General features: G+C 39.7%; 15 protein-coding genes. 11 read left to right on the top strand and 4 right to left on the bottom strand.

Annotation, left to right across the window (positions count from 1 at the left end):
- Positions 1–134: 134 nt before the first annotated feature.
- Positions 135–3,941, bottom strand: coding sequence for a bifunctional proline dehydrogenase/L-glutamate gamma-semialdehyde dehydrogenase PutA (gene putA / locus PTUN_RS14510; protein WP_009837694.1), 3,807 nt, complete (start codon positions 3,939–3,941; stop codon positions 135–137).
- 156 nt (positions 3,942–4,097) lie between these two features.
- Here putA and PTUN_RS14505 point away from each other — a divergent pair, with 156 nt between their 5' ends.
- Positions 4,098–4,574, top strand: coding sequence for a winged helix-turn-helix transcriptional regulator (locus PTUN_RS14505; RefSeq protein ID WP_009837693.1), 477 nt, complete (start codon positions 4,098–4,100; stop codon positions 4,572–4,574).
- Between the two features lie 74 nt (positions 4,575–4,648).
- Here PTUN_RS14505 and PTUN_RS14500 read toward each other — a convergent pair whose 3' ends face one another.
- Positions 4,649–5,257 carry a TIGR04211 family SH3 domain-containing protein gene (locus tag PTUN_RS14500; protein WP_009837692.1) on the bottom strand — a complete coding sequence of 203 codons (609 nt, stop codon included), beginning with the start codon at positions 5,255–5,257 and terminating at the stop codon, positions 4,649–4,651.
- 186 nt (positions 5,258–5,443) lie between these two features.
- Between PTUN_RS14500 and PTUN_RS14495 the strand changes: the two genes are divergently transcribed.
- Together PTUN_RS14495 and PTUN_RS14490 are read left to right on the top strand one after the other, a co-directional pair.
- Positions 5,444–6,964, top strand: coding sequence for a CYTH and CHAD domain-containing protein (locus PTUN_RS14495; RefSeq protein ID WP_009837691.1), 1,521 nt, complete (start codon positions 5,444–5,446; stop codon positions 6,962–6,964).
- Positions 6,955–7,584 carry an START domain-containing protein gene (locus PTUN_RS14490; protein WP_009837690.1) on the top strand — a complete coding sequence of 210 codons (630 nt, stop codon included), beginning with the start codon at positions 6,955–6,957 and terminating at the stop codon, positions 7,582–7,584. Before PTUN_RS14495 ends, PTUN_RS14490 begins: the two co-directional genes overlap by 10 nt.
- Positions 7,585–7,639: 55 nt before the next feature.
- On the opposite strand, the gene metK is transcribed toward PTUN_RS14490, so the two are convergent.
- Positions 7,640–8,791 carry a methionine adenosyltransferase gene (gene metK, locus PTUN_RS14485; protein WP_009837689.1) on the bottom strand — a complete coding sequence of 384 codons (1,152 nt, stop codon included), beginning with the start codon at positions 8,789–8,791 and terminating at the stop codon, positions 7,640–7,642.
- A gap of 282 nt (positions 8,792–9,073) precedes the next feature.
- On the opposite strand from metK, the gene tkt reads away from it, so the two are divergent.
- The 5 genes from tkt to PTUN_RS14460 all read left to right on the top strand — a co-directional run bounded on the left by tkt (position 9,074) and on the right by PTUN_RS14460 (position 16,837).
- Positions 9,074–11,065 (top strand): transketolase, encoded by a 1,992-nt coding sequence (tkt, locus tag PTUN_RS14480; protein WP_009837688.1) that lies wholly within the window; start codon positions 9,074–9,076, stop codon positions 11,063–11,065.
- A 340-nt stretch (positions 11,066–11,405) separates the two neighbouring features.
- Positions 11,406–12,419: an erythrose-4-phosphate dehydrogenase gene (gene epd / locus PTUN_RS14475; RefSeq protein WP_009837687.1), complete on the top strand. Its 1,014-nt coding sequence runs from the start codon at positions 11,406–11,408 to the stop codon at positions 12,417–12,419.
- A gap of 73 nt (positions 12,420–12,492) precedes the next feature.
- Positions 12,493–13,668 carry a phosphoglycerate kinase gene (locus PTUN_RS14470; protein WP_009837686.1) on the top strand — a complete coding sequence of 392 codons (1,176 nt, stop codon included), beginning with the start codon at positions 12,493–12,495 and terminating at the stop codon, positions 13,666–13,668.
- 168 nt (positions 13,669–13,836) lie between these two features.
- On the top strand, positions 13,837–14,901 hold the full coding sequence (gene fba / locus PTUN_RS14465; RefSeq protein WP_009837685.1) for a class II fructose-bisphosphate aldolase: 1,065 nt from the start codon (positions 13,837–13,839) through the stop codon (positions 14,899–14,901).
- Between the two features lie 133 nt (positions 14,902–15,034).
- Positions 15,035–16,837 carry a choice-of-anchor I family protein gene (locus tag PTUN_RS14460; protein WP_040643756.1) on the top strand — a complete coding sequence of 601 codons (1,803 nt, stop codon included), beginning with the start codon at positions 15,035–15,037 and terminating at the stop codon, positions 16,835–16,837.
- 328 nt (positions 16,838–17,165) lie between these two features.
- On the opposite strand, the gene PTUN_RS14455 is transcribed toward PTUN_RS14460, so the two are convergent.
- Positions 17,166–18,788 carry a response regulator gene (locus tag PTUN_RS14455; protein WP_009837683.1) on the bottom strand — a complete coding sequence of 541 codons (1,623 nt, stop codon included), beginning with the start codon at positions 18,786–18,788 and terminating at the stop codon, positions 17,166–17,168.
- 236 nt (positions 18,789–19,024) lie between these two features.
- Between PTUN_RS14455 and PTUN_RS14450 the strand changes: the two genes are divergently transcribed.
- The 3 genes from PTUN_RS14450 to phoR all read left to right on the top strand — a co-directional run bounded on the left by PTUN_RS14450 (position 19,025) and on the right by phoR (position 22,362).
- The gene (locus tag PTUN_RS14450; protein WP_009837682.1) at positions 19,025–19,975 is read left to right on the top strand and encodes a porin; all 951 of its coding nucleotides are present in this window, start codon (positions 19,025–19,027) and stop codon (positions 19,973–19,975) included.
- 283 nt (positions 19,976–20,258) lie between these two features.
- Complete coding sequence (gene phoB, locus PTUN_RS14445; protein WP_009837681.1) at positions 20,259–20,948, top strand: phosphate regulon transcriptional regulator PhoB; 690 nt, start codon at positions 20,259–20,261, stop codon at positions 20,946–20,948.
- Between the two features lie 85 nt (positions 20,949–21,033).
- Positions 21,034–22,362, top strand: a complete 1,329-nt coding sequence (gene phoR / locus PTUN_RS14440) for a phosphate regulon sensor histidine kinase PhoR (protein ID WP_009837680.1) — start codon at positions 21,034–21,036, stop codon at positions 22,360–22,362.
- Positions 22,363–22,450: the final 88 nt, after the last annotated feature.

The following is a 22,450-nucleotide window of genomic DNA, read 5'->3' as shown; positions in this document are numbered from 1 at the left end:
AGTGGCTACATGTTGAGATTACATGTTTTAAAACTAGCAATAAATGGGGGATAAACCTAGTTGATAGAAAAGAAATAACAGCTCAAACAAAAAGGGCATCCTAAGATGCCCTTTAAAATTAATACTAAGCTCGTTTATTGGTCATCATCAACCGCGAGCGTCATCAATGATGTATTACCACCTGATGCCGTGGTATCGATACTAATGGTTTTCTCGGTGATTAAACGAGAAATCAAGGTATCGTAATATTCACTGCTGATCACAGGTAAAATAGCCCCACTGCGCGCAGCTAACTGCTTACTAAAATAACCCAAACGTGATGAGCGTGCTGCTACTACAGCGCCCGCTAAATGAGTGTGAGCTAAAATAGCTTGCAGCTGATTTGGTTTTGCAACTTGGAATACACCTTCAGCAACACCGGTTGAAATAAACTTATCTCTAAAGGCTTGTGCTTCATCATAAAACAACTCAGAGGCAACCGTAATAACCGTATTACCGGCTGCTAGAGCTGTGATGATAGAAAGAACCCAGAAGTTAAATGAGGTACTTTTGTCTGCATAACACACCACACAACCACGAGGCTCTAAATAAAGGATGTTTGATTCGCCTGTTGGTCCAGGAAGTACAATGGCCTTTTTCATGCGTTTTTCAACACGGTTTAACTGCGAGCGCGCATCCGATAGTGTTAATGCTAAGTCATCGGCTAATTCATTCACGATATCAACGGTTGCAACTTTAGCTAATAACTGACGCACTACAGAAATTCGATCGTTCAATGGGGTTTTACGCCAAATTTTCTCATCGCGCATTGATTTGGCCATCAATTGATTAACTTGCTCTGCAGCGCCTGGGAAATTATGAGTTTCAAGCTCATCAGCACTTAAGTTCGTCATTTGTACGTTGATAGGCGATGCTTTTTCTTTAACTAAACGGGTTAAGTAGTTTGGACCACCTGCTTTTGGACCAGTACCAGATAAACCACGGCCACCAAAAGGTTGCACACCAACAACCGCACCAATCATATTGCGGTTGATATAAACGTTACCGGCACGAGACATTTTTGCTAAGTATTCAGCACGCGCTTCGATACGGGTATGAATGCCCATAGTTAAACCAAAGCCAGTAGCATTTACTTGGTCAATCACGTTATCGAGTTGGTCTGCTTTAAAGCGAATAACATGAACACATGGACCAAATACTTCTTTTTTCAGCACAGATAAATCGCTGATCTCGTATAAACGAGGGGCAAAGAAATAGTGACCAGTATCGCCCATTTGTGGCAATTCACATTGGTAATGTAAAGTTGAGCGACCTTTTAAGTATTCAACGTGTTCATTTAAGGCGTTTAATGCTTTTTGGTCGATTACTGGGCCGATATCGGTTGATAACAACGCAGGGTCGCCTAAATGTAATTCAGCCATTGCACCTTTGATCATACGAATTACTTTATCGGCAATGTCTTCTTGAATAAATAATACACGTAGTGCAGAACAGCGTTGACCAGCACTTTGGAAACCAGATGAAACAACATCGTCTACCACTTGCTCAGGGAGTGCAGTTGAATCAACAATCATACAGTTTTGACCGCCCGTTTCGGCAATCAATGGCACTTGAATGTCTTCACGTTGCGCTAACGTTTGTGAAATACGAGTTCCTGTTTCAGTTGAACCGGTGAACATAACGGCTTGAATACGTGGATCTGGCACAATTACTTTGCCCACATCTGAACCACGAGCTATAACTGCTTGTACTACATCTTTTGGTAAACCAACAGTTTGCATTAGTTCGATGGCACGCAAAGCGATTAAACTTGTTTGCTCTGCTGGTTTTGCGATAACAGTATTACCCGTTACGATAGCCGCAGCGACTTGGCCTAAGAAAATCGCTAATGGGAAGTTCCATGGGCTGATACATAAAATCACACCACGGGCTTCAAAACGCTCATCTTTTGCAAGTTCTTCAGCGCGTGCTGCATAGTAGCGACAAAAATCAACCGCTTCACGGACTTCATCAACACCATCTTTGGCAATTTTGCCAGCTTCTTTAATACATAACGCAATTAGCTCGTCACGATGACGCTCTAGAATATCAGCCGTTTTACGTAAAATATCAGCGCGTGCTTTAACAGGAGTTGTTGACCAAGTTGTGAGTGCTGTTTCTGATTTTTCAATCAGTTGGCGCATTTGTTCTTCATTTTGTAATGAAATATGGCCAATCACTTCGTTATGGTTTGATGGGTTTTTAACCGCTTGCGCACCTTCAGGCACGTGTGTTTCGCTAATTAAATTATCAGCAAGCCATTTGTCTAAGTTTGCTTTAAACGGCGTGATGTGGTTGATATCAGTTAAATCTAACCCTTTTGAGTTAGCACGCTCTGCGCCAAAAATATCAAGCGGTAGCATAATTTGAGAGTTGTATTTATTGCTTAGTCCTTGCAACGTTTCAACTGGGTCTGGCAATAATGACTCAACAGGTTTGCTGTCATCAACAATTGCATTTACAAATGATGAGTTAGCACCATTTTCAAGTAAACGGCGTACTAAATATGCTAGTAAGTCTTCATGTTGACCCACTGGTGCATAAACTCGGCACTGTACTTTATCTTGGGTTACGATTTGGTCGTAAAGTGATTCACCCATACCGTGTAAACGTTGGAATTCAAAGCCTTGGCTATCACCTTGTGCAACTTCTAAAATTGTCGCAGCAGTATAAGCATTGTGAGTAGCAAACTGCGGGAAAATCACATCGCGTGCTGCCATTAGTTTGATGGCACAGGCTTTGTATGAAACGTCTGTAGTCGCTTTACGAGTAAAAACAGGGAAGTGGTCAAGCCCTTCTTTTTGGGTGTTTTTAATTTCACTGTCCCAATAAGCACCTTTAACTAACCGTACCATCATTTTACGACCAACACGGTGTGCAAGGTCGACTAACCATTCAATTACGAATGTAGCGCGTTTTTGATAGGCTTGAACCGCCAAACCAAAACCATTCCAGTTACCAAGCGCTGGGTCTGAAAATACTGCTTCAATGACATCAAGTGAAATATCTAAACGTTCAGCTTCTTCAGCATCAACTGTAAAACCAATATCATAATCTTTGGCTGTAAGAGCAAGGGCTTTAAGCTTTGGCACTAGTTCGTTCATTACACGTTCTTTATGAGTAAACTCATAACGAGGGTGAATTGCAGAAAGTTTTACTGAAATTCCAGGGCTTTTAATTGGACCACGGCCCTTAGCTGCTTTACCAATGGCATGAATCGCATTCACGTAGCTTTGATAATAACGATCAGCATCAGCCATGGTGCGAGCACCTTCGCCAAGCATGTCGTAAGAATATACGTAACCTTTTTCTTCTTTATCTACGGCGCGTTCAATCGCTTCATCAATTGTACGACCCATAACAAACTGTTTACCCATGATTTTCATGGCAAATTGTACTGATTTGCGGATCACTGGCTCGCCAAGACGGCCTAAGGTTTTTTTCAAAACGCCAAATTGTTCATCTTTGTTGCGATCAGAGTAGTTCACCATTTTACCTGTGAACAATAAGCCCCAGCTTGATGCATTTACAAATAAAGAATCACTGTTTCCTAAGTGCGAACTCCAATCACCATGTGCCAGTTTATCGCGAATTAAACTTTCTTGAGTTTCTTTGTCTGGTACGCGAAGTAATGCTTCAGCCAAACACATCAAAACCACACCTTCTTCAGATGACAGTGAGAACTCATTTAATAACGCATCAACACCACCTTGCCCCGCTTGGTCTTCACGGATATTTACCACGATTTGACGAGCACGTTCCCATGCACGGCTACGAGCTGTCACGCCAACTTCAGCTAAAGGTAAAATGTAATCAATCACTTCGTTTTCATCGATACGATAAAAATCACGGATTTTTTGTCTGATAGGACACTGTGTTGTTAAATCTTCATTGTAAAGCATTGCAAACCCTCAAAACAAAATGGAGCCAAACAAGATGGAGCCAAACAAAATAGAGCAGCATTCTATATAATATACAGCAGAATATGCTGGTTAATTTTGGCTAAATACCGTAAATTAGCGAGCACAAACAGGGGTTAAACCGCATAAAATACTGCTATGAGCCAAACCAAACCAAATCGCCAACTCGATAGAATTGATTTAGCAATTCTAGATGCTTTACAACAAAACGGTAGATTATCGAATGTTAATTTAGCCAAAGAAGTTAATTTGAGTCCAAGCCCTTGTCTCGATAGAGTAAAGCGTTTAGAAAAAGAAGGTTTTATTGATGGCTATCGCGCACTACTTAATGCTGAAAAGCTTAATCAGGGGTTGATGGCTCATGTACAAATTACCTTAGAAAAATCAACTACTACGGTTTTTAAGCTATTTAAACAGCATGTATTGGCGATTCCACAAGTGGCTGAGTGCGATATGGTTGCGGGTGGGTTTGATTATTTACTTAAAATTCGAGTTTCAGATATGAGTGAATATCGAGAAGTACTTGGTAAATTGGTTGATATTCCAGGTGTAGCGACTAATTACACTTATATGATCATTGAAAATGTTAAAAAAGACAGTGGCTTAATTATCTAGTTACTATTTTGGTAGCTAAATAGTATTGCCATAAAAAAAGCACCCAAAGGTGCTTTTTTTATTCAATGCTTAAATTAAGCCCAGCCATCGTAGCGTTTACGACGCGATAAAACTAAGGTAATGATGATACCAAACAGTAAGCCTGTAAATGCAATGGCGGCACCGTACATTAATAATTCTTTTTTCTCTTTTTCTGTATTGTTCGCAACAAGGGCTGCTTGCTGGGTATTTTGTTGCTGTGCAAGCGCCAGCTTTTTGTTTAATTGAGCATTTTTTTCATTTAACTCTACATTTTGCTGTTGTAGTTCAGGTAGCTGGCTGCTTTGTTGTAGTAAGTTATTTTCAAGTTCAGTGATTTTATCTTTAAGGTTTTGGTTTTCGACCGCTAAACCACTTTTTTTACTGACAAAACGTTGGTCAACCCAACCGGTGCGACCTTTATCATCTTTTACTTGAGCATAACCGTCTTGTTCATCAATTAATTCAAGCGGACTGCCTGCGTTAATCGAACCAACAATTCTAAAATTCTTGCCCGCACCTGCGTGCATGTAGATGTATAAGTCATCGATAATATAGCCAGATTGTACATTATCGTTATCGGGTGTTGGTTGTTCAGTTGTTTCTGCATGAGCACTCAAAGTTGCAACGAGTAGTCCTGCGGTAAGTAAAAGTTGTTTAAACATCCCCAAACCTTTGATTATTAATTATGATTATTGGCTTACAAATAGTATGAATTTACTTAAGTAATAGCAAGCTTCTCTGTTAAAGAGCGTACTTTGTCGACAAAATAAGTAAAAAATTTGCATTGAATAGGGGGGATGGTTTATTTTGGACACTTCTTTAACTACCTTAAAAGCTATCTAACCTCTATGGATACAGAGATAGAACTGAAATTTCTTGTTTCAGATACTGTTATCACCCATATTCCCGGACTTATCACTCAGTTTGGTAAAAGAATAACAAATTTCCCTGCTCGTAATTTACTGAATGCGTATTTTGATACTCCAAATCGTGAGTTGCGTGCGCTCGATATTGGATTACGAACCCGCTGTTGTGATGGCGAATGTGAGCAAACAATAAAATTAGCCGGTGAAGTGGTGGGTGGGTTACATCAACGTCCTGAATACAATGTTGCTCTTAGTGGCAATCGCCCTGATCTTGAAGCTTTCCCTGCTAATATTTGGCCGCATGGCATGCAAATAAGTGCAATTAATCAAAGTCTTTACCCTATTTTTAGTACCAATTTTATTCGTCGTACTTGGTTAGTTGAAACTGAAAATGGCTCAGAGATTGAGGTGGTATTAGATAAAGGCGAAGTCAGCGCAAGTGGTCAGCATTTAGGTATTTGTGAAGTTGAGATGGAGCTGAAAAAAGGCCATCGTAGTGATATTTTTGCCTTAGCAAAACAATTAATACAGTGCTCGGAAGTCCGTTTAGGTCTTTACAGCAAAGCGGCGCGTGGGTATATGTTGGCCGATCATAAACCGTTAAAAGCAGATAACTACATCAATTATGTGCCTTTAACAAACGATATGACTCAAGAACAAGCCTTAATTGCCTGCTTAAATTATGGTATTCGTTTTGTTCAAAAGCATGAGCAGTGTTATTTTGAAGACGCTAAATTTAAAACTCTAAAATTAATGATGGATGGCATAGCCCTTATTCGTCATACATTTTGGTTGTTTGAAGCGATCGTTGATAAACAGGCAACAGAGCATTTACGCCAAGAATTAAAATGGTTTTTACACACCTTCTCTTGGGTAGAAGGGGCGATTCAAATCAAAACGTTCACTTCAAAAAAACATGCTTATTATAAAAAAATAAGTAAGGCTCCGAGTTTAAATGCTGTGATTGAAGATATTAGAGAGCAGCGCCCTCGCATTGCATCCATCAAAGCCATTTTTCAATCACCGCGTTACAATAATTTGATTTTAGCGCTCACCACTTTTTTAGTGGATAAATCATGGCGTACTGCGTGGTCTGCACAAAATGTGCAAGCGGCTGAGTTAAAGGTTATTGATATTGCTGCCGATTTATTTGAAAAAGATTGGCAAGAAATGCAAACCTTGTTACCACTTGAACGCGCTTTAACGGCACAAGATTATTTAGCTCAGAAAAATGAATTACAGCGAAACTTGCTCAGCGGTGCTTGTTTAGGCTCGTTATTTGCGTCAACTAAACGTGATGAGTATCGTAGCCCTTGGTTTGATATTGTTGAAGGAATTGATGAACTTGGCACATTGGATTATTTACAGCGCTTATCTGAGCAGCAATCTGATGATGCACTTGCAAATATTCAAGTTTGGTTGGCTCAGAAAACCGAGAATTTAGTAGCCGCAATGGAGCAAAGTCGACAAGTGACTTTGAAGCAAACACCATATTGGCGTTAAATCTGATCTTTAAAGTACCAGCCACACTCAGCATGAGCTTAATGTGCGTTGCTCTTTGTGCAGAGCCTGCTACTTGGCAATGGGTGAGTAGTAAGCAGGAGGTTGATTTATATAAACAAGAAACTGAATCTGGCTTAATCCGTATTAAGGCACATACAGTATCTACAGGTACGATTTCAGCATTTATTGCTTTGCTGCACGATACCGAGCATGCGTCACTTTGGATTGATAGAGCTGTTAAAGTTGAGGTGCTTGCTCAGCCAAGTGAAACTGAATTTATTGTTTATACTGAATTTTCGGCGCCATGGCCGCTCAAAAATAGAGACATGTTGACCTATTCGAATTATCAATCTAAAACGGATGGTAGCTTTGAATTTGATATTACGGATCAACATATATTGCTTGAACAATATCAGCAACAGCTCAAATCAGATAATACGATACGTATTAAAGATGTGCGTGCTCATTGGCAGGTTAAAGCGCTTACCGACACTACTATTGAGATTGAGTATCAGGCATTTGCCGATCCTGATGGTGCAGCACCTAATTGGCTTGTTAATAAAATGGTATTAAAGAGTGCTCAAAATACCTTTGTAAATATGCGAGCTCGATTGCAATAATAAAGGCGCTTTGTGAGCGCCTTTTTTATTATTTAATTAACTGATAGTTAATTAATTACAGACCTGCAGCGGCACGAAGTGCATCGGCTTTATCTGTTTTTTCCCAAGGGAATTCGTCACGACCAAAGTGTCCGTATGCTGCTGTTGGCAAGTAAATTGGACGCTCTAAATCTAGCATTTGAATTAAACCATATGGGCGTAAATCGAAGTGCTCACGAATTAACTCGATTAAACGTGACTCTTCTAATTTGCTAGTACCAAATGTTTCAACACTGATAGATGTTGGCTCTGCAACACCAATTGCGTAAGACACTTGTAATTCACATTTATCAGCAAGACCAGCAGCTACGATATTTTTTGCTACATAACGAGCAGCGTAAGCAGCTGAACGGTCAACTTTTGATGGATCTTTACCAGAGAAAGCACCACCACCGTGACGTGCCATACCACCGTAAGTATCTACGATAATTTTACGGCCTGTTAAACCACAGTCACCCATAGGTCCGCCAATTACAAAGCGACCAGTTGGGTTAATAAAGAATTTAGTTGCGCTACTGATTAATTCAGCTGGTAATACTGGCTTAATAATCGTTTCCATTACCGCTTCAATTAAGTCAGCTTGAGAAATCGTATCACAGTGCTGCGTTGATAAAACAACTGCATCAATTGCAACAGGCTTACCATTTTCATAAGCAAATGTTACTTGTGATTTAGCATCTGGACGTAACCAAGGTAAGGTGCCGTCTTTACGTACTTGCGCTTGACGCTGTACTAAGCGGTGCGAGTAAGTAATCGGAGCTGGCATTAAAACTTCAGTTTCATTACATGCATAACCAAACATTAAACCTTGGTCACCAGCGCCTTGTTCTTCAGGGCTTTTACGATCAACACCTTGGTTGATGTCTGGAGATTGTTTACCTATGGTATTTAAAATTGCACAAGAGTCGGCGTCAAAACCCATATCTGAGTGGGTATAACCAATTTCACGCACTGTTTTACGTGTTAACTCTTCAATATCAACCCAAGCGCTCGTTGTAACTTCGCCACCTACCATCACCATACCAGTTTTAACGTATGTTTCGCAGGCTACGCGTGCTTTAGGGTCTTGCTCTAAAATTGCATCTAGAACCGCATCAGAAATCTGATCGGCGATTTTATCCGGATGGCCTTCAGATACAGATTCAGAAGTAAATAAATGTCTTGCCATTTTATTTATACTCACAAAAATCGCGCCCACGTAGGTGGTAAATCGCGCTTAAAAAATTTAGGGTGATACTTTATATGAAAGTGACTTTTTTTCATAGTGCTTTTACGCCTAGACGGCTAAATTAAAATCATAAGGCCGTATTGTTATTAAAAAGTGACAAACAAGATTTATTATTGCAGGTTTTTTCATTGCTCCAACTGGTGTAATAAGTAAGAATAGCTCCATACCCAAACTAATTGGGACTTACAACCAGCGCAAACACACTTAAAGGTAGGAGAATTCATGCCGTCTCGCAAAGAACTTGCTAATGCAATTCGTGTCTTATCAATGGACGCAGTACAAAAGGCCAACTCAGGCCACCCTGGAGCCCCTATGGGCATGGCTGATATCGCAGAAGTATTATGGCGCGATTATCTTAACCACAATCCAACAAATCCAGAGTGGGTAGATAGAGATCGATTTATTCTCTCTAACGGCCACGGTTCAATGCTGATTTATTCTCTTTTACATTTAAGTGGTTATGAGCTTTCAATTGACGATTTAAAGAATTTCCGTCAAATGCATTCAAAAACCCCTGGGCACCCAGAATATGGTTATGCACCAGGTATTGAAACCACTACGGGTCCACTTGGTCAAGGGATCACAAATGCTGTCGGTATGGCAATTGCTGAAAAAGCGTTAGCGGCACAATTTAATCGTGATGAGCATGATATTGTTAACCATTATACTTATACTTTTTTAGGTGATGGTTGCTTAATGGAAGGGATTTCGCACGAAGCCTGTTCATTAGCCGGTACATTAGGACTTGGCAAACTAGTCGCATTTTGGGATGACAACGGTATTTCAATTGACGGTGAAGTTGAGGGGTGGTTTACCGACGATACTCCTGCACGCTTTGAAGCCTACGGCTGGCATGTAGTGCGTAATGTCGATGGTCACGATAGTGAAGCGGTGCGTGCAGCTATTGATGAAGCCCGTGCGCAAACAAATAAGCCGACTTTAATTTGTTGCAAAACTATTATCGGTTTTGGCTCACCAAATAAATCGGGTAGCCATGATTGTCATGGTGCACCGTTAGGTGATGCAGAAATTGCTGCAGCCCGTGAGTTTTTAGGTTGGGAACATGGCCCATTTGAAATTCCTGCCGATATTTATGATGCATGGGATAACAAAGCCAAAGGCTCTGATCTTGAAGCGAGCTGGAACTCTAAATTTGCTGCCTACAAAGCTGCATATCCAGAATTAGCTGCTGAATTTGTTCGTCGTAATAACAGCGAATTACCAGCAGATTGGGCTGAAAAGTCACAAGCATATATTGAACAATTACAAGCGAATCCTGCCAATATTGCATCACGTAAAGCATCACAAAATGCACTTGAAGCATTTGGTCCATTATTGCCTGAGTTTATGGGCGGTTCAGCTGATTTAGCTGGCTCAAATTTAACTCTTTGGTCTGGCTCTAAAGGCCTAACAGCTGAAGATGCATCGGGAAATTACATTTTCTACGGTGTGCGCGAGTTTGGTATGTCAGCCATTATGAATGGTATTACCTTACATAAAGGGTTTGTACCTTATGGTGCTACTTTCTTAATGTTTATGGAATATGCGCGTAATGCTGTGCGTATGGCGGCATTGATGAAGCAACCTGCTATTTTTGTTTATACCCATGATTCAATTGGTTTAGGTGAAGATGGTCCAACACATCAACCTGTTGAACAAATTGCGAGCATGCGTTTAACGCCAAACTTAGATAACTGGCGTCCATGTGACCAAGTTGAATCAGCAGTTGCATGGAAAGCGGCTATTGAGCGCAAAGATGGCCCAACAACACTTATTTTTTCACGTCAAAATTTAGCGCAGCAAACGCGTTCTGCTGAGCAGTTAGCCAATGTTGCTAAAGGTGGTTATGTACTGTCATGTGACGGTAATCCAGAAATCATTTTAATTGCAACCGGTTCTGAAGTGCAATTAGCGCAAGATTCAGCAGCAGCACTTCGCGCCCAAGGTAAAAAAGTACGTGTTGTTTCTATGCCATCAACTGATGTATTTGAAGCGCAAGATGCGGCTTATAAAGAGTCTGTATTACCTAAGGCTGTTAGTCGTCGAGTTGCGATTGAGGCGGGTATTGCTGATTACTGGTACAAATATGTTGGTTTAAATGGTGCCGTGATTGGTATGACGACGTTTGGTGAATCAGCACCTGCGGGTGAGTTATTCCAACACTTTGGTTTCACAGTAGAAAACATTGTTGAAAAATCAATCGCACTTTTTTAATTTCAATTAAAAGAAGTTAATTAATGAAAGCCAGTTTTAACACTGGCTTTTTTATTAACTAAGGGGTAGCTTGGTGATAGTTAATGAGTCAATACCTGCCAAAACAAACTAACCACTTCATTAATATCTTGGGTCTCAAATAACCGGACCTTTACTTGCCTTAGTTTTTCTAATCTGAAAATTAATTATTTTCGCTATCGAAGATGGCGCGGGTCGTTTACAATAGCCCCATTAATTAATTGTAAATCTAAAGTTGAAGTTTGCTGCTTGGGTGTTGATTTTATCTAAGCCAGTAATGTTAAGGCTTTATCTACTTTTATCATGCGGAACCCTTTTTTAGATGGCAATTAGACTTGCAATAAATGGTTTTGGTCGCATCGGTCGTAACATAGTACGTGCTATTTATGAATCCGAACAACACGATCGCTTTAAAGTCGTCGCAATTAATGAACTTGCCGAGCCGCAAGGAATTGCCCACCTGTTAAAATACGACACCTCCCACGGTCGTTTTAAATTTCCTGTTCAGTTAGATGGCGATAGCTTAAATGTCGCAGGCGACAGCATTGCTTTGTTTGCCCTTGATTCACCTGCCGATTTACCATGGGCTGAGCTTGATGTTGATGTGGTTTTAGAATGTACGGGGGTGTTTCATTCTCGTGAGCATGCACAAATTCATTTAGCTGCGGGTGCTAAAAAAGTACTCTTTTCTCAACCAGCCGATGCAGATATGGATGCCACTATTGTTTATGGCATTAACGATGATGAATTAACCGCAGCACATACCATAGTATCGAATGGTTCATGCACCACCAATTGCATTGTGCCAGTTATCAAGGTGATTGATGATGCCTTTGGCATTGAATCAGGTGCAATTACAACTATTCATGCATCAATGCATGATCAGCAGGTTATTGATGCATATCATCCGGATTTACGCCGTACTCGTGCTGCAAGTCAATCGATTATCCCGGTTGATACCAAGCTAGCTCGAGGCATTGAACGTATTTTACCTAAATTTCATGGTCGTTTTGAGGCGATTGCCGTACGAGTGCCAACGATTAATGTTACCGCAATGGATTTGAGTGTCACACTCAATACCGATGTAAATCTAGCTGATATTAATCGTGTCATTAAAGCCGCTGCAGGTGGACGTTTGACCGGAATTTTAGATTACACCGAAGAGCCATTGGTATCGGTTGATTTTAATCACGATCCACATTCTTGTATTATTGATGGCACACAGACACGTGTTAGTCATAAACGCCTAGTAAAGTTATTAGTTTGGTGTGATAACGAATGGGGCTTTGCTCATCGTATGCTTGATACCTCGTTTGCGATGATGAGTGCCAAATAATCGTTTAAAATTAATTTATTGCGTATGTCATTTACTTTTTGTAAATGAATTTTAGTTGAAAAAGGAGCAGACAATGTCAGTCATTAAAATGGCCGATTTAGATTTAGCAGGCAAACGCGTGTTAATTCGTGAAGACTTAAATGTACCAGTGAAAAATGGCAAAGTGACCTCAGATGCGCGTATTCGTGCTTCTTTACCAACAATTAAGTTAGCCCTTGAAAAAGGCGCTAAAGTGATGGTGATGTCACACTTAGGTCGTCCAACTGAAGGCGAATATAATGAAGAGTTTTCGCTTGCTCCTGTTGTTGATTATTTAAATGATGCGCTTGATTGTGCTGTACGTTTAGAAAAAGATTATTTAAACGGCGTAACAGTTAATGACAATGAAGTCGTGGTATTTGAAAACGTTCGCTTTAATAAAGGCGAAGGTAAAGACGATGAAACCTTAGCAAAACAACTAGCTGCATTATGTGATGTGTATGTTATGGATGCATTTGGTACAGCGCATCGTGCTCAAGCATCAACCCATGGTGTTGGTGTTTTTGCTCCAATTGCGTGTGCCGGTCCATTACTTGCTGCCGAACTTGAAGCATTAGGTAAAGCCCTTGATAATCCAGCACGCCCGTTAGTGGCCATTGTTGGTGGTTCAAAAGTATCGACCAAACTAACGGTACTTGATTCATTGTCTAAAATTGTTGACCAATTAGTAACTGGTGGCGGTATTGCCAATACGTTTATTGCAGCGGCAGGCCATCCTGTTGGCAAATCATTATATGAACCCGATTTAATTGCTGAAGCACAAAAGTTAACTGCGGATGCAAAAGCAAATAATGGTGACATTCCGGTTCCAACCGATGTTGTTGTTGCTAAAGAGTTCTCAGAATCAGCTGTTGCTACACTTAAAGATGTGTCTGAGGTAACTGATGACGACATGATTTTTGATATCGGTCCAGATTCAGCGCAGCAGTTAGCGACTATCATTAAAAATGCTGGCACGGTGGTTTGGAATGGCCCAGTTGGTGTATTTGAATTTGACCAGTTTGGCAATGGCACCGAAGCGATTGCTAAAGCAATAGCTGAATCAAATGCGTTTTCAATTGCTGGTGGTGGCGATACATTAGCTGCCATTGATAAATATGGTGTTGCAGACCAAATATCTTATATTTCAACAGGTGGTGGTGCGTTCTTAGAGTTTTTAGAAGGCAAAGTACTTCCTGCTGTTGCGATGTTAGAAGCGCGCGCTAAATAATATTTGTAACCCACTTAGGTCTCTTCTCTCACTTTGATACTTAAGTAGGCTGGTTAGCCTGAGCTTGCTCAGGCGGTGACTTGAGCCATAAATTGAGTCAGTAAAAAATTAATCTATCCGTTCATACCAGATAGCATTCGGTCGCTATCAAATATTGGAGAAAGCAAAATGGCTTTAATTAGTATGCGTCAACTTTTAGACCATGCAGCAGAATATGGTTATGGGGTTCCAGCCTTTAACGTCAATAACCAAGAGCAAATGCGTGCCATCATGGAAGCGGCAGACAGAACAAATAGTCCTGTTATTGTGCAAGGTTCTGCTGGTGCTCGTGCTTATGCCGGTGCCCCTTTTATTCGCCATATGATTTTAGCAGCGATTGAAGAATGGCCACATATTCCTGTAGTAATGCATCAAGATCACGGTACTTCACCAGGTGTTTGTCAGCGTTCAATTCAATTAGGCTTTTCATCTGTAATGATGGATGGTTCATTAATGTCTGATGGTAAAACACCATCGACTTATGAGTACAATGTCGATGTAACACGTCGTACTGTTGAAATGGCGCATGCATGTGGTGTGTCAGTTGAGGGTGAGCTAGGTGTTTTAGGTTCACTTGAAACAGGCGAAGCGGGTGAAGAAGACGGTATTGGCGCTGAAGGTAAACTTGATTTAGACCAGCTACTAACTGATCCAGAAGAAGCGGCTGATTTTGTTAAAAGAACCGGTGTTGACGCCCTTGCGATTGCTTGTGGTACATCACATGGCGCGTATAAATTTACCCGTCCACCAACAGATGATATTTTAGCAATTGACCGCATCAAAGAAATCCATGCTCGCATTCCAAATACACATCTTGTTATGCATGGTTCATCGTCAGTACCACAAGAGTGGTTAGCTGTGATCAACGAATACGGTGGTCAAATTTCTGAAACTTACGGTGTGCCAGTTGAGCAAATCGTAGAGGGTATCAAACACGGTGTGCGTAAAGTAAATATCGACACTGATTTACGTTTAGCATCAACAGGTGCAATTCGTCGTCACTTAGCACTTAATCCTTCAAATTTTGATCCACGTAAGTTTTTAGCTGAAGCAACTAAAGCCATGACGGAGATTTGTATCGCACGTTATGAAGCCTTTGGTACAGCAGGACAAGCGAGCAAAATTAAACCAATTTCGCTTGATGAGATGCATTTGCGTTATTTATCAGGTGAGCTTGCAGCAAAAATCAAATAACCTTGATTCGCTGATTTAAAAAGCCCTTTTATGGGCTTTTTTTATGCCTAAAATTTGTCATACCAATGGCATAAAAATGTCATTTAAAGATGTTCTGCTAGTGGCTTTAATTTTAACTATCAGGATGTTGGATATGTATAAAAAATCGATTATTGCGTTGAGTTTATTAACCTTACTGAGCGGGTGTAGTTTAGAAGGTGATGATGGTGCAGCAGGCGCCAAAGGAGCAACTGGAGAAACGGGGGCCACTGGCTCTGCGGGAGAAACCGGTGCAACAGGTAAAAATAATAACGGTTTATATGATATTCATCTGGTGGGTCGTGCGGTACTTAATGCGCAATCGCCCGAAGGGGCTGCAGAAATTGTTGCTTATCAAGCAAGTAAACAATGGATTTATGCAATAAATAGCTCAGGATCAAAACCAAGTGTTGAGATTATGGCTGCAGCAAATCTCGACGCGCAAACCTTAGTAAAAAATAACGAAGGAGTGATCACCAATACTAATTTAGTGCCAGCAATCAGCATCGATTTGTCGCTTAATACTCCAGGTGATGCTAACAGCATTGCTATTTCATCCGATGATAAATTATTGGCCGTTGCGATGGCTGCAGCGCAAACCGGTGTCGCAGGTCAAATTGCTTTTTATGATATCAGTGGCGATAGTCCGGCATTTATTCGTAATGTAACGGTTGGTTATTTACCTGACATGGTGACCTTTACGCCCGATAACAGCAAAGTTGTAGTGGCCAACGAAGGTGAGCCTGCAGGTGATTATTCGGTTGATCCTGAAGGCTCAGTTTCAATTATCTCAATTGTGAACGGTGCGCCAGCAGAGACAGCGACAACACTGAGTTTAAGCGGTTTTAACGATAAACAAGCCGAATTAGTAGCCCAAGGTGTAGTATTTGCAAACCCAACTGGTCGCACTATCAAAGGTAAAGTGATTAATACTAGCGTTGCGATGGATCTAGAGCCTGAATACATCACTATTAGCACAGATAGCAAAACGGCATATGTCACGGTTCAAGAAAATAACGCCTTATTAATTGTTGATTTAGAAAATAATACTTTGAAGCTACAAGGACTTGGATTTAAAGATTGGAGCCAATTAGATTTTGATGCCTCAGATAAAGATGGTGGGGTGCATTTCAAAAAATATCCTGGTTTATACGGCATGTATCAACCAGACACAATTGCAAGCTACCGTTGGCAAGGTGCAGAGTTTTTAATAACTGCTAATGAAGGTGATGGTCGTGAGTATTTCTTTGCCACAGAAGATGAAGCTAGTTGTTTAAATCAAGGGGGCATTGAATTTGATGCCGAGGCTGGATGCCTTGCTTATATAGATGAAATTAGAGTTAAAGATCTCGATTTGGCCGATAACTTTTCTTACCTTAATAATAACAACGATGATATTGGTCGTCTAAAAGTCACCACCGTCCTTGGAGATAAGGATCAAGATGGCCGTTATGAATCCCTTTACACTTATGGCGCACGCTCATTTACAATATGGGATAGTAATGGTTTAGTGGTTTTTGATTCGGGCGATCAAATTGATCGGATCACTGCTTCAATTCATGGCGCAGCATTTAATAATGACGAAGACACCAATGAAGGCGATACACGTTCAGATGCAAAAGGTGCAGAGCCTGAGGCACTCGCTATTGGTAAAGTTGGCGATCGTACATTAGCTTTCATAGGCTTAGAGCGAATGGGAGGGGTATTGGTTTATGACGTAACCAATCCTTATAACGCTCAGTTTATTGATTATTTTATTAATCGAGGCTTAGTAGAAGGTGCTGATCCGACCGGTGATTTAGCCCCTGAAGGCATGAAGTTTGTGAGCGCAGATCATAGTCCAACAGGTAAAGCACTTCTGATCATTGGTAATGAAATATCAGGCTCAGTTGCTGTATGGCAAATAGCTGAAAAATAATAGTTTTTAACAAGGCGAGCTCAATACTCGCCTTTTTTAGATCGAAATTTTACCCACTATTTTAATTGATCCATGCGTTTTATCATTAATATGATTGTTCGGATCAGATCTTTACCTGCAAGGATCAGTTTTATACCAACAAGGATCGTTATTTTACTTACTGCGATCGGATCTCGGTGCTAAAAACCCGTATAAAAATAAAACAAAGCGGTCTTTTCAGTCTTTAAAACCACTAGATGTGAATAAAGAAACAGCAGTTTTGGCTTTCACTGGGTAAAAAATTGATCTCAAACCGCAACATGATCTTAACTTAGTAAAAAACTGATCCTTATAACATGATCTCTGAATATTGTTTTAACTGTAACAGTCGTTGTTGTTGAGGTTGCGTCATTTTGAGCTTATAAGCGGTAGTTAATAAGTCTTGTTGCTCAAAGCGCCAAAATTTAGTTAGCTTCAATACTTGCATCGTATTAAGTAAATTTAAGAGATAAACTGGATTCGTTGGAGCTAAAAAATGAGCTTTAGAAAATAAATCTAGCGCCATAAAGCTTTGTTGCTGTTGTTGTTTTTCAATAGCCCATTGGTTGTAGCAACTGGCTCTGTGTTCTTCATCTTGATTAATTTGCTCAAATAACTTTTGCATAAAATAATCAAAAGCCATGCTTTGTGCGCTGATATCCATCATGCCGTGTAAGCGCATTTTTTGATGAAATACAGTTGCGGCTGTTTCTTTATCACGAAGTAGTACCGCAGAAACTAAGCAAAAAAATTGCTTCAAATGATCATCTATGCGCATTAAAAGCTGCTGTAATTGCCTGTTTAATTGTACTTTATCTTGTTTTAATGCATCGCCGTCTAATGCGACGCATTCTAATAATAATTTAAAGAAAGGCAAATAAGCTTGGAAGTGATCTTGGTTGTGTAAGCTCAGCAGTTGTTTGATAATTTTTTTCACTTGTTGGCTACATAATTGCGAAGTCAACGCGTTATTATGATTTGATAAACAGTAATCAAGCAGCGCCACTTGCATCATGCTAAATAAAATAATTGTTAAATAATGATGGTTTTCTAAGGTTGTTTTTAATTTACGCTCTAAATATTCAATACTGGTTGGTAAACTTTCGGTTTCAAAAATAAAAATACTTTTTAATTGTGCTTCATGGGCACTATAGCTTACTTCGGGTAATTGATTAAAAGTCACTAAACTTTGATAGTAATCATTGTGTTGCAGAAATATCTTAACTTTATATAACGCTTGTTTACGAGCGAGTAAATTCAAAGACTGCATTTTTAATAAGGTCAGTTTCAGCTTTTTTTCATCACCAATTAAGTTATAAATCGCAAGCTGTGCACTGGCTTGTTGGCCAGCCAAATTTATTGATTTTACCGTTTTAAGAGCTGAATTTACTTGGCCTATTTTTAACTCTTGTGAGGCTCGAATAAGCTGAAGTTCATTATGCTGTGCTGTGGTTAAACCAATAAAGTGAGCATGAGCCAAAACCGCTTCTTTTTGTTCATTATTAGCATTATTGAGCTGAGCGAACATTAATTTTAAACGCTTTGCGGAGCTTTCATGTTCTTTGAGCAGCTGTTTTAGTTTAATTTGATCAATTGGTTTGTCGATGACTTCTGTGGTGATGTAACGAAAAGCCAGATCAGTTAAAACCCGCTCTGGCTGATCGGAAAGAAACAATACTTTGCAATGATCAGCAAGTAATGATTGGCTAATTAAATAACGAATAAAATCGTTACCATTACTGTATTCACTGCTGTCAAAATCCATTAATAAAAGATCAAAGTTGTGCTGTTTTAATTGAGCCACAAGATCATGGGTTGATTTGGCTATATTTACATCAAGACAACCCAGCTTTCGTAGCAAAGAAACAAGGTGAGTGCGAACTTTTAAATTCGACTCAAGTAACAGTACATTGATTTTTAATGGATTTTGCATTTATTGCTAAATTGTTATTAATAGTTTTCTTAAGTTTACCTATTTGTAACCGAAGACGAAAGTTTTAGCTGTATGAGCTTGTGTTTTTTCATCACTTGATCTCTAGTAAATAATTAGGTGATTTAAATGGTTGTAACTTGATCTCGTTCATTTTATAGACGACTTTTAGATAAGACAAAAACAATGCCTATTTGCTTTGCAAATGATTTAGGCCGCTGCACTAAAAGGGTTATTCAATGAAAACAAAGGTAACAAACGCGGTGTTATTGAGTTCGGCATTACTCTGCTCTACAGCGTATGCTGAAGATATTAAACTTTATGGGCGTGCGCATTTAGGGATCCAAAGCTCTGATGTTGGTGAGGGTCGCGAGACAGATATTGAATCTTATGCTTCACGGCTTGGTGTACTAAGCAATCATAAAGTTAATGATAGTCTTGAGGCGGTATTTCGTTTTGAGTGGGAGGTCAACGTTACTGAGCAAGATCATGATGGGGCAAAAGCTGAGAATTTAACAGCCAGAGACCAATATGTAGGCTTAAAAGGCAATTTTGGTGAGATCATGATTGGTCGTATGGATACCGCCATGAAAAAATCTGAAAACCAAGTCGATGTAATGAATGATTTTGCTGCTGATATTAAAGTTTTATTTAATGGTGAGAACCGATTAGGTGATTCTATTCGATACCAGTCACCACTTATGGGTGAAGTTAAACTATTGGTGACTTATGTCGCGAAAGAAAACAGCAAACAAAATGATGAAAATGGGATTTCAGCCGCGATAACTTATGGCGATATTCACTTAAAACGCACCAATATGTATTTGGCGTTGGCTCGAGACGAAAAGGTAGCAGGCTATACTGTTACAAGACTAACAGGGCAATTTCAACTGGGCGATTTAATGCTCGGAGGCATGTACCAAGACAGTGAAAAAGACGCTGATGGCACCGATGGTGATGGTTACATGTTTAGTGCATCTTATAAAATTGATGATTATAAATTGTTAGGTCAGTATCAACACAGTGATATGGCGTTTGGTAAATTAAAAGATACGGGTGATGCAGCGTCACTGGGTGTTGAACGCAAACTCAGTAAACAAGCCCGTATGTATTTGCTTTATAGTATGTTCAATATGGATACCATAGAAGATCAGGATCATTTAGCGGTGACATTACGTTATGATTTTTAAATAAGACTGACCGAAATAGCTGCTCAATTAATCTTTTGTCTTTGAAAATTCTTAAAACAGTAATGCGAATTACTGTTTTTTTATATCTAAATTTAATAAATGTGATAGTTTGTATAAAAATGATGATTAATTTATGTTTTAAAAATCATTGAGTTAACTTAATTATGACTTATTTGTTTTGTTTGTGTTTCACATTTAACGCCAAAATAAGCACTTTTTCATAAAAATGTCATAATTAGTCATAATAATAGCTGCAGTTTAAAGTACTGAAGAGAGTTAAAGGATGTCACGTAGAATACTTGTAGTTGATGACGAAGCACCAATTCGCGAAATGTTGGTGTTTGTACTAGAGCAAAATGGATTTCAAGCTATCGAAGCAGAAGATTATGACTCAGCCATTGCCTCTTTGATGGAACCTTATCCAGATATGATTTTATTGGATTGGATGCTACCTGGCGGTAGTGGAATACAAATTGCTAAAAAGATTAAACAAAGTGAATATACTCGTCACATCCCAATTATTATGTTGACTGCACGTGGTGAAGAAGAAGACAAAGTAAAGGGCCTAGAAGTAGGTGCTGATGACTATGTTACCAAACCATTTTCGCCAAAAGAATTAATGGCTCGTATTAAAGCCGTAATCCGCCGAGTATCACCAACGTCACTAGAAGAAGCAATTGAAGTACATGGTCTTCGTCTTGACCCTATTTCTCATCGTGTCACTTCTGCGGGTAGTGAGCTTGATATGGGGCCAACAGAATTCAGATTGTTACATTTCTTTATGACGCATCCTGAGCGAGTTTACAGTCGTGAGCAATTACTTGATCACGTTTGGGGTACTAATGTTTATGTTGAAGACCGTACTGTTGATGTACATATTCGACGTTTGCGTAAAGCGATTGCGCCTATGGGTCATGATAAATTAGTGCAAACAGTGCGCGGCTCAGGATATCGCTTCTCTAGCAAGGTTTAATAAAAAACGTATTGTTATTCCCTTTGGGTCAGGATTAAAATCATTAACCCCAAGGGAATTAATCCCGTAGCAAAAGAGTCGATTTATGTATCGAGTTATTAATAAACGCACTCTCACCAAGCGTTTAGTCATTTATTTTTTACCTCTTCTTTTGATAGGAGTCCTGATCGGGGCTCCTTTTTTACTGTTATTTTTAGGTGCAAGTGTATTGATGTTTTGGCATTACCGCCAATTGTACCGTCTTAGTGATTGGCTCATAAATCAACGTAGTTTTAATCCTCCTGAAGGAGATGGAACGTGGGAGCAAATATTCGAAGGTATTTACCGCCTACAACACCGTAATCGCAACAAACGTAATGAACTTGCTGAGCTCATTCGTCGTTTTCGCGAAGGTGCAGAAGCCGTTCCTGATGCTGTAATTGTATTACAACGTGATTTTAGTATTGTGTGGTGTAATCAATTAGCGTTAAAAGTGCTAGGCCTAAAATGGCCGATGGATCATGGTCAGCGACTCGATAATTTAATTCGTCATCCAAAATTTTCTCTATATATGCAAGCAAAAAAGTTTGAAGAGCCACTTGAGCTGATTTCACCTCTTGGTATTGAACAAGTACTTGAATTTAGGGTGATGCCTTATGCCGATGCCCAGTTAATGATGGTGGTGCGCGATGTTACGCGATTAAAACAACTTGAACAAATGCGCAAAGATTTTGTCGCTAATGTTTCTCATGAATTACGTACCCCGTTAACTGTGATAGCAGGTTACCTTGAAATGATGGAGCCTGACGATTTACCACCAGCACGAGTTTGGGGTAAAGCGCATGGCACTATGCTTGAGCAGTGCAAGCGAATGGATAGTTTAGTCAGTCAGTTGTTGTCATTATCACGTATCGAAGGATTACGTCGGATTGATCAAGATAAAACGGTTGATGTGCCTAAAATGTTGAAATTAGTAATGATTGAAGCTGAAACTCTTAATCGAGATAAACACCATACTTTACATTGCGAAATTGAAGAGGGACTGTTTATTTTAGGTGGAGAAGATGAGTTACGAAGTGCTTTTTCAAATCTAGTTTTTAACGCGGTTCATTACACACCAGCCGAAGGTGAAATAACGGTTAAGTGGCATGTGAATAATGGTTGTGCCCAATTTAGTGTAACGGACAATGGTGATGGTATTGCCCCTGAACATATTCATCGGTTAACGGAGCGTTTTTACCGAGTCGATAAAGCTCGTTCCCGTAAAACGGGTGGCTCAGGATTAGGTTTAGCTATTACTAAACATGTCTTATCACGCCATGAAAGTGAGCTTTTGATTAAATCAGAAGTGGGTAAGGGCTCATGTTTTTCGTTTTCATTTGCTTCTAACCGAGTAAAACAACAAGTTACAGACGCTTTATTACAATTAGATTAATCAAGTCATAAAAATGTCATTTTTGAGTCATCTAACTGTCATTAAAACAGCAGAAAATAGACTCAATTAAAGAGAATACATTCAAGTG

The organism is Pseudoalteromonas tunicata, from assembly GCF_002310815.1.
GTDB lineage: Bacteria > Pseudomonadota > Gammaproteobacteria > Enterobacterales > Alteromonadaceae > Pseudoalteromonas > Pseudoalteromonas tunicata.
Note: the sequence above shows the minus strand (reverse complement) of the source record. Positions and strands in the feature narration are given on the sequence as shown.